Raw genomic sequence first — 14308 nt, 5'->3', positions numbered from 1 at the left:
CGAAAATTACTACATATTTTCGGAACAAAACGCCATGCACGGCGTTAAAATTGAGGATGCGGGGCAATTTTCAATTTCGTATCCCTGAACCGGCCTTTCATTGAGATCTGGCGGGACCGGTTTCAGAAAACAAATCTGTTTTTCAACAGCGGTTTCTCAACCGTTGGAAAAAGCCGGATCGTGCAAAGGATATGAGGATAAAATGTCCAAGAAGTCGATGCATGCAACCCGCAACGATCTTCCCTCCAATACAAAGACCACGATGATTGCGCTGCTGAATGAAAATCTGGCTGCGACCATCGATCTTGCCCTCATCACCAAGCAGGCGCACTGGAACCTCAAGGGGCCTCAGTTTATCGCCGTGCATGAATTACTCGACACGTTCCGTGCCGATCTTGACGGTCATGTGGACACAATTGCAGAACGCGCCGTGCAGCTTGGCGGCACCGCCTATGGCACGACGCAGGTTGTCGCAAAAGACTCCAAGCTTAAAGCCTATCCGACCGATATTTACGCTGTGCACGACCACCTGAACGCACTGATCGAGCGTTATGGCGATGTCGCCAATCTTGTGCGCCAGTCGATTAAAGATGCTGATGAAGCAGGTGATGACACGACCGCAGACATTTTCACTGCTGCATCGCGCAGTCTCGACAAGGCGCTGTGGTTCCTGGAAGCCCATGTTCAGGAAAAAAACTGATTTTAGTGCTCTAAAGGCCTGCAAAAAGCCCGGCTCTAAGCCGGGCTTTTCATTTGCAATAGTTAATTAGCCCATTCGCCGCCACGCATCACAGGCTCGCGACTGCCATCTGCATTGACGCCATCAACGTCAATCTTGTCAGATCCGATCATCCAGTCGATGTGAATGAGGCTCGAATTGCCGCCCTGGGCTTTGATCTGTTCTGGCGTCAGCTTTGCGCCATCAACAAAACATTTCGAATAGCACTGGCCGAGCGCGATATGGCTCGCAGCATTTTCATCAAACAGCGTGTTATAGAACAACAGCCCGCTCTGCGAGATCGGTGAGGAATGCGGAACAAGCGCCACTTCGCCCAGGCGACGTGCGCCTTCATCGGTATCCAGCACCTTGTTGAGCACTTCTTCGCCACGGCTTGCCTTGGCCTCGACAATGCGGCCGCCTTCAAAGCGCACCGAAATATTGTCGATCAATGTTCCCTGATGCGACAATGGCTTGGTGCTCGATACATGGCCTTCAACGCGCAACGCATGGGGCGTGGTAAAGACTTCTTCGGTCGGGATATTCGGATTGCAGGTAACGCCATTCTTTGCCGTCGATGCGCCACCATGCCATTCATGGCCATCGGCGAGACCGACCGTCAGGTCGGTACCCGGACCCTGAAAATGCAGCGCACTATAGGCCTTTGCATTCAGAAAACGCGTGCGGGTGCGCAGCGCTGCATTGTGTGCGGCCCATGCCCCGACCGGGTCATCGACATCAACGCGGGAGGCTGCAAAGATCGCATCCGCCAGCTTGCGGGTCGCAACATTTTCCGTTTCATTCGGAAACATCAGCTTGGCCCATTCCGGGTTCGGATAGGAAATGATGTTCCAGTTGATGTCAAAACCGGCAATCTTTTCGAGTGCTGGCTGATAGGCTTTGGAATTGGCGCGATTGGCGCGCGAAACCTTTGATGCATCCTGCGCCGACAACAGCATCGGATTATCGGCTGCAATGGCAAGACGGGCCGCCCCATTGGCATAGGCTTTTGCCATGCCTTCATAGAGCCAGTCGGCTGCACGATCAAAGCTTTCATCGCTTGCATTTTCATACCGTGCCAGCGCGATTGCATCATCTGAGAAAAACGGCGTGACAAGACCCGCGCCTGCTTTATAGGCATGTTTTGCAATCAGGCGTACCAGCGGCAGAGCAACAACGGGCGCCGTGATGACAAGGTCCTGTCCTTCGCGCAATTGCAGGCCCACACGCACGGCAACTTCGGCCAGACGTTCGAGTTTTACCGGATCGATGACGGAAGCGTTATTGTCAATTGCCATAGGGCTGCAAACCTCGTGTTTGAAAGAATCAGCGGCAGTGTATCAGAGCCCTTAATTTCACCACTCTTTTTCCTGCAACTGCGCTATATTCTTATAGCGGTCGATAATTTTTTGATTTTACGAGAACAACTTCATGAAGAAAACTGTGCTTCTTATCCTCGGTCTGGCGGGACTGCTTGCAGGCTGTCAGACCATGACACCGGAACAGCGCCGTGCAGCAGATGAACAGACCTGCCGCAATTATGGTTTCAAACAAAGGACCGATGCTTTTGCAAATTGTATGATGCGGCTTGATCTCGACCGCCGCGCAGACAGTCGTGCATGGCAAAACAGAGCTGATTTCTACGATGGTCCGATGGTGATTTATCAGCCAGTTCCCGTTGCAGTGCCCGTCAAATAAAAAAGCGCCCGCTAAGGGCGCTTTTTACATCTCAAGCTCTTGTTAGAGCGGTGCTTCCGGGCGTTCCTGCGACAGAAGCATCGCGCCGATTGCATCGACGTGCTTTTTGTCAGCCGCATATCCAAGTGACACATTTTGAACGTTTGGCGCCGTTTCATCAAATGTCGGCTGATAGCTTGCCACCTGCATCACAGCCGGCTTTTCAGCTGGCTTCACAGGAAGGGTCGCGAGCCGGTTGCCACGAGCCTGTGGGCCCGAACCATCATTCTGCCGCGCTTCAACGCTGTTAGCTGCTTCGGCCAGAGCAACCTGAACAGTTGGCTGCGCCTGCGGAACAGGAACATCCTGCTGCGATGTCACGTTATAGAACGGGCCATCGGGCATGGAAGGCGACTGTGGTGTTGATACATAGGCCAAATTGTAAGGTATCTGCGGAACAGGATTCTCCAACGCACCATCGCGGCCACGCTTTTCATAGAAAGAGTTTCCGCCAGCAACCAGCACATAATGCATGTTGCGATAGGGGAACTTGAGGCCCGCCGTGTGGAAGAACATCGCGTTTTTCAGCTTTGGATGACGCTTGCCCTTGAGAACGGCATCGGCTGCGGCCTCAACATCCGGCATTGCCTTGGAATTCATCTTGCGGCTCAAAACACCGGGCGCAAACTGGTTTTTCTGCCCCACAACGCCACAGATTGTGTCGGGATAGCTGCCCGATGCAAGGCGGTTCATTACAACTGTACCGACAGCCATCAGACCATCCGGGCTTGAGCGGTTTGATTCAAAGAACATCGCGCGCTCAAGGCACTCGCGGTCTCTGGCAGTGTAGGTGAAAGTCTTAACGCCATTGACGGTCTTGACGTGGCTGGTCGCCGCTGTCTTTTCCGTCTTGGCCTTGGTTGTTCCGCCTGTCGTCGTGCAGCCCGTCACCAAAAACGGTGCTACGAGCAACCCGATAACAACAGGCCATTTCCATTTACCAGCGCGCGTCAACGGACAAATCTCATAATTAGACCCCTTACCTGATCCAGCCTGTCATACGCGCCGCATAGGCGCTTGCAAAACCGGCTATGATGCAAAGCCAAATAGAACGAAAATCAAAAATCGACTGTTTTGCAGTTACGCATCGACTACAAGGTTTTGGAATTTTTAGGCCAAAAAAAGGCAAAGGGTCAAATTTCAAAATTCACGTCACCAACAGGATGATGATGAAATCAACTTGAATCATAAGCTTGAATTTTGCTGCAAACCCTTCAAATATATTAATAAATCCTTAATGAGATGCGTCAATTCTTATAAGGTATTGATTTAACGCGATTCAATCTGGTTACAGACAAGTCACATCAGTGCCCCAATTCCCATTTTCTTTCAAGTTTTTAGCAATCGGAATTTTGGGCCAAAAAAGCACGTCGAAAACGCTGTTTTCACCACGCCAAATAAGCGCCTTCAACTTTATCGACAAAACTGTAATATCGCGTGAGAAGGGCCATTCCGGCGCTGCCAAAGGCCATAATTTCCGAATCGGCTGTTGTTATGGGTGAGGCAGAAAGCCTCTCACCAAACAAAAATCTCGCCGCTTTTTTCAAGCAGCGAGATGCCAATATACACATTTGAGGATGCCTGAACGGCTATCCAAAGGAATAGCCCGCGCCGCGCACCGTGCGGATCGGATCAAGCGCGCGACCGAGATTAATGGCCTTGCGCAGACGTCCGACATGCACATCCACCGTGCGGTCATCGACATAAATATCCGGTCCCCAGACGCCATCCAGCAACTGACTGCGCGAGAAGACGCGGCCCGGCGACATCATGAAATATTCGAGCAGACGAAACTCTGTCGGCCCGAGGCGGATTTCTTTTTCCTTGCGATAGACGCGGTGCTGCTGACGGTCGAGCACAAGCTCTCCGACTTTCAGCACATGCGAAAGCACGCTTGGATTGGCGCGGCGCAGCATGGCTTTAACGCGGGCGAGCAGTTCCGGTGTCGAAAAAGGCTTCACCACATAATCATCGGCACCAACGCTCAAGCCCCGAACGCGTTCGCTTTCTTCGCCGCGCGCCGTCAACATGATGACCGGCAGGCGCTCCGTCTCTGGCCACTGGCGCAGACGGCGGCACAGTTCAATGCCGGATACGCCCGGCAGCATCCAATCAAGAATAAGCAGATCCGGTACGTTTTCACGCAGTGCAATCTCGGCTTCATCGCCACGCAATATTGTATCGACGTGGTAGCCTTCGGCTTCGAGATTATAGCGCAACAGCACGCTCAGCGCTTCTTCGTCTTCGACCACAGCAATCTTGGGTGCCTGTGACATGCAGAGTTTCCTATCGGGTTAAGCGTGGCGACAAATGCAATTCCCCCGTTCGACCGCGTGCCGCCGCGCCTTCATACATATTTGAAATGGCTTGTCGCATTGCTACGGCAAGCCACGTTTTCAAGATTTACGCGCCTCATCCACGACAATGCCGTGGCTCAGATCTTCTTTCGGGCGTTCCGCAGGCATTTGCAGGCCAGTCACGATATAATAGACCGTCTCCGCAATATTGGTCGCATGATCGCCAATGCGCTCGATATTTTTGGCGCAGAACAGAAGATGCGTGCAGGCAGAAATGTTGCGCGGATCTTCCATCATATAAGTCAGCAATTCGCGGAACAGCGAGGTGTACATCGCGTCAATTTCGTCATCGCGATCACGCACGATATTGATCTGCTGGACCGAACGCGTTGCATAGGCATCAAGCACGTCTTTGAGCTGCGTGAGCGCCAGTTCAGCCAGGGTTTCGAGGCCGCGATAAAGCTTGCCCGGCTGGCGCGATTCCGAAACGGCGGCAACACGCTTGGCAATATTCTTGCCCAGATCGCCCACGCGCTCCAGATCGGCAGAGATGCGGATCGAGCCGATGATTTCGCGCAGATCCACCGCCATTGGCTGACGCTTGGCAATGATCATCACAGCCTTGTCGTCGATCTCGCGTTCGCTGGCATCGAGAATAAGATCATCGGAAATGACGCGCTGTGCCAGCGCGTTGTCGGCATTGACAATCGCCGCAACGGACTGCTCGACCATGCGTTCGGCATGACCGCCCATTTCCGCAATCTTGTGGGTCAGGAACTGAAGTTCTTCGTCATATGCGCTAACGGTGTGCTGGGACGCCATAATAGACCTCAAAGTAAAGGTGGCAGGGAAGCGGAACCGAACCGGCTCTCGCTTTTGCTGAAATATTCCTTAGCCAAAACGACCGGTGATATAGTCCTGGGTGCGTTTTTCGGTCGGTGCGGTGAACATCACATCCGTGTCGCCCACTTCCACCAGATTGCCCAGATGGAACATGGCAGTGCGCTGCGAAACGCGTGCTGCCTGCTGCATGGAGTGGGTCACGATGACGATGGTGTAGTTCTGGCGCAATTCGTCGATCAGCTCTTCAACCTTGGCGGTTGCAATCGGATCAAGGGCCGAGCACGGCTCGTCCATCAGGATCACTTCAGGGCTCACAGCAATGGCGCGTGCAATACACAGACGCTGCTGCTGACCACCGGAAAGACCAGTGCCTGCATCATGCAGGCGATCTTTGACCTCTTCAAAAAGGCTGGCCTTCTTGAGGCTGGTGACCACGATTTCTTCGAGATCGGTCTTGTTGCGGGCAAGGCCATGGATACGCGGACCATAGGCAACGTTTTCAAAGATCGATTTCGGAAACGGATTGGGCTTCTGGAACACCATGCCGACGCGGGCGCGCAATTCAACAACGTCGATCTTAGGATCGTAAATATCCTCGTTGTCCAGCGTGATCTTGCCAGCAATGCGGCAGCCTTCGATCGTATCGTTCATGCGGTTGAGCGAACGCAGGAAGGTCGACTTGCCACAGCCCGATGGGCCGATCAGCGCAGTGACCATCTTTTCGGGCACTTCCAGATCGACTTCGAACAGTGCCTGTTTTTCGCCATAGAACACACAGACCTTGTCGCCACGCATTTTAATCGAAGGGGCGTTGGTGTTCATTTTTTCTCCTACGGCTTTTTCGAGAGATCGTTCAGTCATGAGATTCATCATTTCTCTCCCGTTTACCAGCGGCGCTCGAAGCGGCGGCGCAGAATAATTGCTGCAATGTTCATGACGGCGAGGAACAGAAGCAGGACGATAATAGCGCCTGATGTCCGTTCTACAAAGGCACGCTCGGCTTCATTGGCCCACATGAAAATCTGCACAGGCAGCGCCGTTGCAGGATCCATCGGGGTTGCTGGCATATTGGCAACGAAAGCCACCATACCGATCAGCAGCAGCGGAGCTGTTTCACCCAGTGCCTGCGCAAGGCCGATAATTGTACCGGTCAAAATGCCGGGCGCGGCAAGCGGCAACACATGATGGAACACCATCTGTGTCTTGGATGCACCAAGACCAAGCGCAGCAGAGCGGATCGATGGCGGCACGGCACGAAGGGCTGAGCGCGTTGCAATGATGATGGTTGGAAGCGTCATCAATGTGAGCACCAGACCACCCACAATCGACGCCGAACGCGGCAGATTGAAGAAGTTGATGAAGACTGCAAGACCGAGCAGACCGAAGACAATCGATGGCACAGCCGCCAGATTGTTGATGTTGACTTCAATAAGGTCGGTCAGGCGGTTCTTCTTGGCATATTCTTCGAGATAAATCGAAGCAGCCACACCGATAGGCAGTGCGAGCACCAGCACGATCATCATCATGTAGAAGGAACCGACCAGCGCAACACCCAGACCCGAAGTTTCCGGACGGCTGGACGCACCATTGGTGAACAGGCCCCAGTTGAAAGCCTCGCTCATGATCCCTTCATCGCTCAGCTTCTTGATCCATGCAAACTGACGGTCGGAAACCTTGCGGTTTGCCTCAGGCACCGAGAGATCAATCTGGCCCTTATAGGCCGAGTCAATGTCCGCAGCAGCCAGAACCGGAACGGTCTGCGTTGTGCCAATCAGCGACGGATTGTCCATCACCATCTGGCGAAGCTGAACGCGGACACCATCGGAGAAGAAGCGTCCGACTTCGCGCATTTCTGCGCGATTTGTGGATGCTACACCGAGTTTTTCCGCCAATGCATTGCGCACCAGAAGCGGATAATTGGCCGTGATCAGCACATTCGGATCGGTTGCCAGTTTGTTACCCGGATCGATAACCTGCGCATCAAGCTTAACGGGCAGGTAAATCGTCGTCTGTCCAAAGGCTGTATAGCCCTTCGAGAAAACCGAGAACAAAAGCGCGAAGAGGAAGAACACGCCAATCGCAATGGCGAGGATGCCATAGAGGCGGAAGCGGCGTTCGGCAGCGTAGCGACGCTTGATCCCGATATCGCGGCGCTGGGGCTTTGTTACCGCAGTGCCGGCATTGAGAGTTGAATCGGTCATTATTCGTACTGCTCCCGGTACTTGCGAACGATGTAGAGCGCAAAGATGTTCATGATCAGCGTCAGGACAAAGAGGGTAATACCCAGCGCAAAGGCAACCAGCGTTTGCGGCGAATCGAATTCAAGATCGCCCGTGAGCTGACTGACGATTTTGACAGTGATCGTCGTCATGGCTTCAAAAGGATTGGCACTCAGGCGGGCGGCAACACCGGCTGCAAGCACCACGATCATGGTTTCACCAATCGCACGCGAGGCTGTCATCAAAAGGGCGCCGACAATACCGGGAAGCGCTGCTGGCAGAACGACACGCTTGATTGTCTCGGAGCGCGTGGCGCCAAGGCCAAGCGAGCCATCACGCAGCGAGCGCGGCACCGCGGTGATAATATCATCGGAAAGCGACGACACGAACGGGATCAGCATCACGCCCATGACCAGACCAGCTGTCAGCACACTCTGCGCCATGATGAAGCCCTGACCGCCCGCAATGGCCGCCGAGAGATCACGCAGGAAAGGGCCAACCGTAATCAGAGCGAAGAAGCCATAAACAATGGTCGGGATACCGGCCAGAAGTTCTAGCACCGGCTTGACCACAGTACGCACACGCGGCGAGGCATATTCAGCCATATAGATCGCCGAGAACAGGCCAACCGGCACAGCAAACAGCATGGCAACAAAAGCAATATAGAGTGTACCGGCCAGAAGCGGGATCAGACCGAACTGCCCGACTTCACCACCCGAACCTGCAGCTGCAAAGCGTGGGTCCCACACGGTGCCAAAGAAGAAGTCCATGGGAGCAACCGACTGGAAGAAGCTCACAGTCTGAAACAGCACAGAGAAAACGATGCCGATGGTTGTTAGAATTGCGATGCCGGACGCAGCAATCAGCCCCCACAAAACGATGCGCTCGACATTGTTGCGGGCCCGTGTGCGGCGCTTGATGCCGGAAAGACCGAAAATCAGGCCAGCAACCGCGATAACCAGAGCAATTGCGCTGCCAAGCGTATGGGAAACCTTGTTTGCCTTATCAAGGAACAGAGCAACCGGGACCATATAGTCCTGACCTTCGGTTGCAAGCGCCACGCCCTTCGAGCCGAGCACGTCGCGCGCTTCCTTGTAAGTCTGCGGGAAACTGTCGATTTCAGCAGGCGTCAGCTTCTGCATGCCATCGGAGAGACTGCGGATCATGCTGAGCTGCAGACTGCGCTCGGAATATGAACCATCTTCAACGGCGGCAGGCATTTGTGCTGTCGCGGTGTGATCAAGATAAACGGATGTGCCGATCGCCCAAACCGCCAGAAACAGCACTGCCGGTAACGCGGAAACGAGGAAAACCCACCAGCCATGATAAAGCGGGCGGGAATGCATTTTCTCTGCATTTGCACCTGCGGACCTGGCAGGCTGCGCCTTGTCAATTGCAACGGCGCGCTGACGACCTATGAAGAATCCGATCAGTCCGATTGCAACGACACTGACGAGAACCAGAAAGAAGGACATTCAATTTCCCCGGTTGCCCCAAAAAATGCAGAAACAGCTTACCGATACAATAAAACAGCCAGCTTATTTCCACGCGAATACGCTTGTCATACCCAACCAGCGCCAAAGAGAAAGAACGTGGGGGCCAATGATCCCCACGTTCCACAGCTCAAAGCTTACTTAACTGCCAGAACCTTGCCTTCGGTGAAGGCAGTGCGCTGTGCTTCACGTTCTGCATCTGGCGCAGGAACCAGACCGTATTCAGCAAGCGGGCCGTCCGGGCCGACCATCTGTTCAGACAGGAAGAAGTCTACATATTCCTTGAGGCCTGGAATGACGCCCAGATGCGCCTTCTTCACATAGAAGAACAGCGGACGCGAAACCGGATATTCACCCGAGGCAACGGTGTCAGCCGATGGCGTTACGCCATTGACAGTGGCAACCTTGAGCTTGTCAGCATTGTTTTCGAAGAAATAGAGGCCGAAAACGCCAACGCCCTGCTTGTTGGAACCGATACGTGCCAGCGTTTCGCTGTAATCGCCATCAATATCAACAGCCCTGCCGTCCTTGCGGACAGCGATACAGGCGGAAGCGGCGGCCTTGTCATCAAGACCGGTCTTCTTGATTTCTTCAAGAGCGCCCGATTCTTTGCAGCCGTCAGCAAGAAGCTTTTCTTCAAAAACTTCACGGGTGCCATGCTTTTCGCCAGGGATATAAGCCGCAATGTCCCAATCCGGCAGGTCTGCATTGACCTGATTCCACTTGGTGTTTGGATTGTCTACGAGCTTGCCGTCAACAATAACCTTGGCAGCAAGTGCCTTATAAAGGTCAACCGGGGTAAGCTTCCAGTCTGGGCCGTTTACATCTGTTGCAAAGACGATACCGTCATAACCGAAACGGACTTCCTGAACATCCTTGACGCCAGCGTCGATGCAGGACTTGAGTTCCGTTTCCTTCATCGGACGCGATGCGTTTGCAATATCGATGGTGTTTTCACCAACGCCCTTGCAGAATTCTTTGATGCCTGCGCCAGAGCCGCCCGATTCAACAACCGGCGTCTTGAAGTTCGGATAGGTTTCACCAAAGGTTTCGGCAACGATCTTGGCATAAGGCAAAACGGTCGAGGAACCGGAAACCTGAATCTGTTCGCGCGCGTTTGCTGCGGAAACCGACAATACGGCAGCAATTGCGAGCGCTGCGGTCGAGGAAATCATCTTGTTCATGAGCACCAGCCCCTGTTGTAAAAGACACATGACGAAAAAGCGTCAACAGCCATCTACGCGCTCTATATAACAGTCATATGACAGCTGTGTAACAGCTTTGTATCATTCAAGCATGGGTGCGGTTTCATGCCTATATATGCAAACATAATAATATATGACTCACGCATTGGGGCGAGAAAGAACATAAGCGGCGGAGCCCAGCATGAAGATTGCAACGCCTATCGCGAGCCATGGCCCCGGCTGCGCACCCCACCAGAACATGCCATAGCCGAATGCCATGCCAAGGCATGCATATAGTTTTGCTTTGGGGGGAATCGCGCCACGCTCACGCCATTTGATAATCATCGGACCAAAACGCGGATCGGCCAGCAGACGCGCCTCGAACTTCGGCGAGGAGCGCGCAAAAAACCATGCAGCAAGAATGATGAAGATCGTTGTTGGCATCACCGGCAGAATGGCACCGACGATACCAAGAGCCAGCATCAGCAAACCGAGGCAGAGATAAACAATACGCTTGCCCGCCGAGACCGGCGGCAATTCTTTATCGGCATCGTCCTGTTGCGTATTATCCTGCATGATATTCCATTCTGAAGATGAGCGCTTATAGCAGGATTTTGGCTTTTGCATGCATAGGAGGCGTGGACAAATCTGCGTCATCACGCAGGGTTTCAACAAAAGTTACAGCAAGGACTCCAAACTTGATCATCAAAAAAGCATCCACAGGTTGCAGTTTTCGCGAAAAAGGCCGGATTTTGTCATCTTATGGATTCCGATGGAAAACTAGCCATACAAATAAAAATTGTATTGGCTCGGCTAAGCCATCGCCCTGTCGCAAGCAGATTTTCTTGAGGATCGCGCTTAAAAACATGACTCAAGGCAGTCATCCTCCAAATCCTAACGAATCGTAAGCAGATTTACAGAGATAACGCGATTCAATCCCAAATATTCCTGATTTCTTCTTGATAATCTAAATAAACAACGTCCAGTATAGGATGATATTCCGCTGAGATAATCGATTCTATCCCCTCATTATACTCTCAATAACATCACGCCATCGCCACATTTAGATTCCAGTTGGCACCGGTCTTTATCAGTCATGACTGTGAAGGCCTTTCGAAACGACTATTGGAATCACAATGAACTTCAAAATCCGTATGGCTATGCTCGCCGTTGCGACAACCGGTCTGTTCTCGATCACCGCAATGGAAGCTCAGGCTGCGCGCTGTGGCGGTGCTTCCTGGTATGCGCTGACCTCCCGCACGGCATCGGGCGAACGCATGAACCCAGCCGGTTTGACTGCAGCGCACAAAACATTGCCACTGGGCACCAAGGTTAAAGTGACCAACCAGCGCAATGGCAAATCGCTTGTCGTGCGCATCAATGACCGCGGCCCTTTTATCAAAGGACGCGTGCTTGATCTCTCCAAGGGCGCGGCTCAGCGCCTTGGTTTCGTGAGCGCAGGCCACACCAATGTGTGTTTCACACCGCTCTAAATACTTGATTTAATAAATTATATTGAAACCGCTATGGCCGCCATAGCGGTTTTTTTGTATGCATTCACACACGCAAAAGATGCATAAAATCCACACCACCCGTGTTAACCATTAATTAAGAAGTTGGGCGGAGGCGCCACAGTCTTAATTGACTCAGGCCATGTTTCATATTTTAACTTTTCGTTAATAAATGCCCGTTGCGGGCTGTGAAAAGGGCGTTGAGTATGTTTTGTGTAGTTCGCTCCAGCTTGAAACTTATCGCTGCTGCCAGCATCGGCATTGCCGCTCTCACGCTCAGCTTTGGTGCGCAGGCTGCCTCCGGCCCCTTCATGCAGACGGGCAAGCTCACATCACAGCCAATCGGCCATTACGAATTCTGCAAGCGCGAAGCCGCTGAATGCAGCATCGTGAGCCGCGATACACGCGCGCTTTCGCTCAACAACAACAATTGGCAGCACATTCAGGCGGTCAATCTTTCGATCAATGAGCGCATCAAGCCGATGACCGACATGGAAATCTACGGCGTTGAGGAATATTGGGCTTACCCGACCACGGTTGGCGATTGTGAAGATTACGCTCTGCTCAAGCAGCGTGAGCTGGCCAAGGCTGGCATTCCCATGACCGACCTGCTGATCACCGTCGTGCGCAAGCCGGACGGCGAAGGCCATGCCGTTCTGACCGTTCGCACGGATCGTGGCGACTTTGTTCTCGACAATCTGACCGACGAAGTTTTGCGCTGGGATGAAACCGACTATACCTATCTCAAGCGTCAGGCAGCCAACAATACAGGCCGCTGGGTCAGCATCGAAAGCCCGGACAATCTGCTGGTTGGATCGGTTAAATAAATTCAGGCAGAAGCGATCAGCCTTTCCGCTCCCATCCGATAGGAAATCGCACCGGCAAGGTGTATCCGGCTGATCTGATCGACACCGTCGAGATCAGCGAGAGTACGCGCCACTTTCAAAATGCGATGATACGCGCGGGCGGAAAAACGCATCTGTTCACTGGCATCGCGCAACAGTTTGATACCGGCAGCATCAGGCTTCGCCACGTCCTCAATCAGATTTGCCGAAGCATGGGCATTGGTCATTGATGAATCGAGCCCAAGGGCCGAATAGCGTGCGCTTTGGATGGCGCGCGCACGCGCCACACGCTTGGCAACGCTCTCGCTTCGCTCTGATTGCGATGACTGAATGAGATCCAGTGCTGAAACGGCAGGCATATCAACGCGCAGATCAATGCGATCCAGCAATGGACCAGAAATGCGCGCCTGATAATCGCTCTGGCACCGCGGCCCGCGTGCGCAAGTATGCCCCGGTTCCCCTGCCATGCCGCAACGGCAGGGGTTCATTGCGGCAATCAGTTGAAAACGCGCCGGATAGCTGGTGCGGTGATTGACGCGCGCAATCATGCATTCACCGGTCTCAAGCGGCTGGCGCAAGGAATCGAGCACCTGCGGTGTAAACTCGGGAAATTCGTCGAGAAACAATACGCCATTATGCGCAAGTGAGACCTCGCCCGGGCGCGCGCGCAAGCCACCGCCGACCATGGCCGCCATAGACGCCGAATGATGCGGGTCGCGGAACGGTCTTCGATCGGAGAGTTTTCCGCCGGAAAGCTCGCCCGCAATAGAGGCAATCATCGAAACATCCAGAAGCTCGCGGGGGCTAAGTCGTGGCAAAATGGAAGGCAAGCGTTGCGCCAGCATGGATTTGCCTGATCCGGGTGGGCCGACCAGCAGCAGATTGTGATTGCCTGCGGCGGCAATCTCCAGCGCACGTTTGGCCGTCTCCTGCCCTTTGATGTCAGCCAGATCGGGCGGCACATCGGTTGAAACGCGCATGGAAGGCTCAGGCCGTGTCAGCACCTGCGAGCCTTTGAAATGATTTGCCAGCGCGATCAGGCTGCGCGGTGCAAGGATATCAATATCAGCGCCGGCCCATGCCGCCTCCGATCCGCAGGCATGGGGACAGATCAGCCCCTTATCCTCACGATTGGCGCTGATTGCTGCGGGAAGAACACCCGCAACAGCGGTAATCGTACCGTCAAGCGACAGCTCGCCCAACATCATGTAAGATTGAATGGCATCAACAGGAATCGCACCGATGGCCGCCATCAGCCCCACTGCTATGGGAAGATCGTAATGCGACCCCTCTTTCGGCAGATCGGCAGGCGCCAGATTAACCGTCACCCGTTTGGTCGGCATGGAGAGGCCTGAGGCATGGAGTGCTGCCTGCACCCGCTCCCGGCTTTCCGCCACGGCCTTATCGGGCAGGCCGACAATCGAGATGTTGAGGCTAATTAATTTATAGATTACACTCGCA

13 protein-coding genes and 1 pseudogene are annotated in these 14308 nt (G+C 53.6%); 4 read left to right on the top strand and 10 right to left on the bottom strand.

Annotated elements, in window-relative coordinates:
• Positions 1-202 precede the first annotated feature (202 nt).
• Positions 203-700 (top strand): DNA starvation/stationary phase protection protein Dps, encoded by a 498-nt coding sequence (gene dps / locus ABE530_RS00125; protein ID WP_499693232.1) that lies wholly within the window; start codon positions 203-205, stop codon positions 698-700.
• Positions 701-762: 62 nt separating this feature from the next.
• On the opposite strand, the gene ABE530_RS00120 is transcribed toward dps, so the two are convergent.
• Positions 763-2016: an aminopeptidase gene (locus ABE530_RS00120; protein ID WP_499693231.1), complete on the bottom strand. Its 1254-nt coding sequence runs from the start codon at positions 2014-2016 to the stop codon at positions 763-765.
• A gap of 133 nt (positions 2017-2149) precedes the next feature.
• Here ABE530_RS00120 and ABE530_RS00115 point away from each other — a divergent pair, with 133 nt between their 5' ends.
• A complete protein-coding gene (locus ABE530_RS00115) occupies positions 2150-2416 on the top strand; it encodes a hypothetical protein (RefSeq protein WP_265982533.1) in 267 nt (88 codons plus the stop codon).
• Between the two features lie 42 nt (positions 2417-2458).
• Here the strand turns inward: ABE530_RS00115 and ABE530_RS00110 are convergent, their stop codons facing one another.
• The 8 genes from ABE530_RS00110 to ABE530_RS00075 all read right to left on the bottom strand — a co-directional run bounded on the left by ABE530_RS00110 (position 2459) and on the right by ABE530_RS00075 (position 11067).
• Entirely contained in the window at positions 2459-3409 is a 951-nt protein-coding gene (locus tag ABE530_RS00110; RefSeq protein ID WP_265982532.1) for a cell wall hydrolase, read from the bottom strand.
• Between the two features lie 635 nt (positions 3410-4044).
• The gene (phoB, locus tag ABE530_RS00105; RefSeq protein ID WP_094505949.1) at positions 4045-4731 is read right to left on the bottom strand and encodes a phosphate regulon transcriptional regulator PhoB; all 687 of its coding nucleotides are present in this window, start codon (positions 4729-4731) and stop codon (positions 4045-4047) included.
• Between the two features lie 120 nt (positions 4732-4851).
• Complete coding sequence (gene phoU, locus ABE530_RS00100; RefSeq protein ID WP_187543658.1) at positions 4852-5574, bottom strand: phosphate signaling complex protein PhoU; 723 nt, start codon at positions 5572-5574, stop codon at positions 4852-4854.
• Positions 5575-5643: 69 nt separating this feature from the next.
• Positions 5644-6417: a phosphate ABC transporter ATP-binding protein PstB gene (gene pstB / locus ABE530_RS00095; protein ID WP_499693230.1), complete on the bottom strand. Its 774-nt coding sequence runs from the start codon at positions 6415-6417 to the stop codon at positions 5644-5646.
• Between the two features lie 62 nt (positions 6418-6479).
• Positions 6480-7796, bottom strand: a complete 1317-nt coding sequence (gene pstA / locus ABE530_RS00090; protein WP_265982526.1) for a phosphate ABC transporter permease PstA — start codon at positions 7794-7796, stop codon at positions 6480-6482.
• Positions 7796-9289: a phosphate ABC transporter permease subunit PstC gene (pstC, locus tag ABE530_RS00085; protein WP_265982524.1), complete on the bottom strand. Its 1494-nt coding sequence runs from the start codon at positions 9287-9289 to the stop codon at positions 7796-7798. Before pstC ends, pstA begins: the two co-directional genes overlap by 1 nt.
• A 155-nt stretch (positions 9290-9444) precedes the next feature.
• Entirely contained in the window at positions 9445-10491 is a 1047-nt protein-coding gene (locus ABE530_RS00080; RefSeq protein WP_265982522.1) for a PstS family phosphate ABC transporter substrate-binding protein, read from the bottom strand.
• A gap of 159 nt (positions 10492-10650) precedes the next feature.
• Positions 10651-11067: a YbaN family protein gene (locus tag ABE530_RS00075; RefSeq protein ID WP_396995983.1), complete on the bottom strand. Its 417-nt coding sequence runs from the start codon at positions 11065-11067 to the stop codon at positions 10651-10653.
• Positions 11068-11627: 560 nt separating this feature from the next.
• Here ABE530_RS00075 and ABE530_RS00070 point away from each other — a divergent pair.
• Both ABE530_RS00070 and ABE530_RS00065 read left to right on the top strand, forming a co-directional pair.
• Entirely contained in the window at positions 11628-11984 is a 357-nt protein-coding gene (locus ABE530_RS00070) for a septal ring lytic transglycosylase RlpA family protein (protein WP_187543663.1), read from the top strand.
• A 224-nt stretch (positions 11985-12208) separates the two neighbouring features.
• A complete protein-coding gene (locus tag ABE530_RS00065; RefSeq protein WP_499693229.1) occupies positions 12209-12829 on the top strand; it encodes a transglutaminase-like cysteine peptidase in 621 nt (206 codons plus the stop codon).
• 2 nt (positions 12830-12831) lie between these two features.
• Here the strand turns inward: ABE530_RS00065 and ABE530_RS00060 are convergent.
• Positions 12832-14280 (bottom strand): annotated as a pseudogene (locus ABE530_RS00060) (YifB family Mg chelatase-like AAA ATPase); the annotation flags it as partial.
• Positions 14281-14308 lie beyond the last annotated feature (28 nt).

The organism is Brucella sp. TWI559 (assembly GCF_039674265.1).
In the GTDB taxonomy this organism is placed as follows: Bacteria; Pseudomonadota; Alphaproteobacteria; order Rhizobiales; family Rhizobiaceae; genus Brucella; species Brucella chromiisoli.
This window is presented reverse-complemented; position numbering and strand designations above follow the sequence as displayed.

What these genes read in the sequence shown, in the direction of transcription:
- ABE530_RS00115 (WP_265982533.1), top strand. Translation starts at nt 2,150, where the DNA reads ATGAAGAAAACTGTGCTTCTTATCCTCGGTCTGGCGGGACTGCTTGCA.
- phoU (WP_187543658.1), bottom strand. Translation starts at nt 5,574, where the DNA reads ATGGCGTCCCAGCACACCGTTAGCGCATATGACGAAGAACTTCAGTTC.
- ABE530_RS00065 (WP_499693229.1), top strand. Translation starts at nt 12,209, where the DNA reads ATGTTTTGTGTAGTTCGCTCCAGCTTGAAACTTATCGCTGCTGCCAGC.
- pstA (WP_265982526.1), bottom strand. Translation starts at nt 7,796, where the DNA reads ATGACCGATTCAACTCTCAATGCCGGCACTGCGGTAACAAAGCCCCAG.
- ABE530_RS00075 (WP_396995983.1), bottom strand. Translation starts at nt 11,067, where the DNA reads ATGCAGGATAATACGCAACAGGACGATGCCGATAAAGAATTGCCGCCG.
- pstC (WP_265982524.1), bottom strand. Translation starts at nt 9,289, where the DNA reads ATGTCCTTCTTTCTGGTTCTCGTCAGTGTCGTTGCAATCGGACTGATC.
- pstB (WP_499693230.1), bottom strand. Translation starts at nt 6,417, where the DNA reads ATGAACACCAACGCCCCTTCGATTAAAATGCGTGGCGACAAGGTCTGT.
- phoB (WP_094505949.1), bottom strand. Translation starts at nt 4,731, where the DNA reads ATGTCACAGGCACCCAAGATTGCTGTGGTCGAAGACGAAGAAGCGCTG.
- ABE530_RS00070 (WP_187543663.1), top strand. Translation starts at nt 11,628, where the DNA reads ATGAACTTCAAAATCCGTATGGCTATGCTCGCCGTTGCGACAACCGGT.
- ABE530_RS00120 (WP_499693231.1), bottom strand. Translation starts at nt 2,016, where the DNA reads ATGGCAATTGACAATAACGCTTCCGTCATCGATCCGGTAAAACTCGAA.
- dps (WP_499693232.1), top strand. Translation starts at nt 203, where the DNA reads ATGTCCAAGAAGTCGATGCATGCAACCCGCAACGATCTTCCCTCCAAT.
- ABE530_RS00080 (WP_265982522.1), bottom strand. Translation starts at nt 10,491, where the DNA reads ATGAACAAGATGATTTCCTCGACCGCAGCGCTCGCAATTGCTGCCGTA.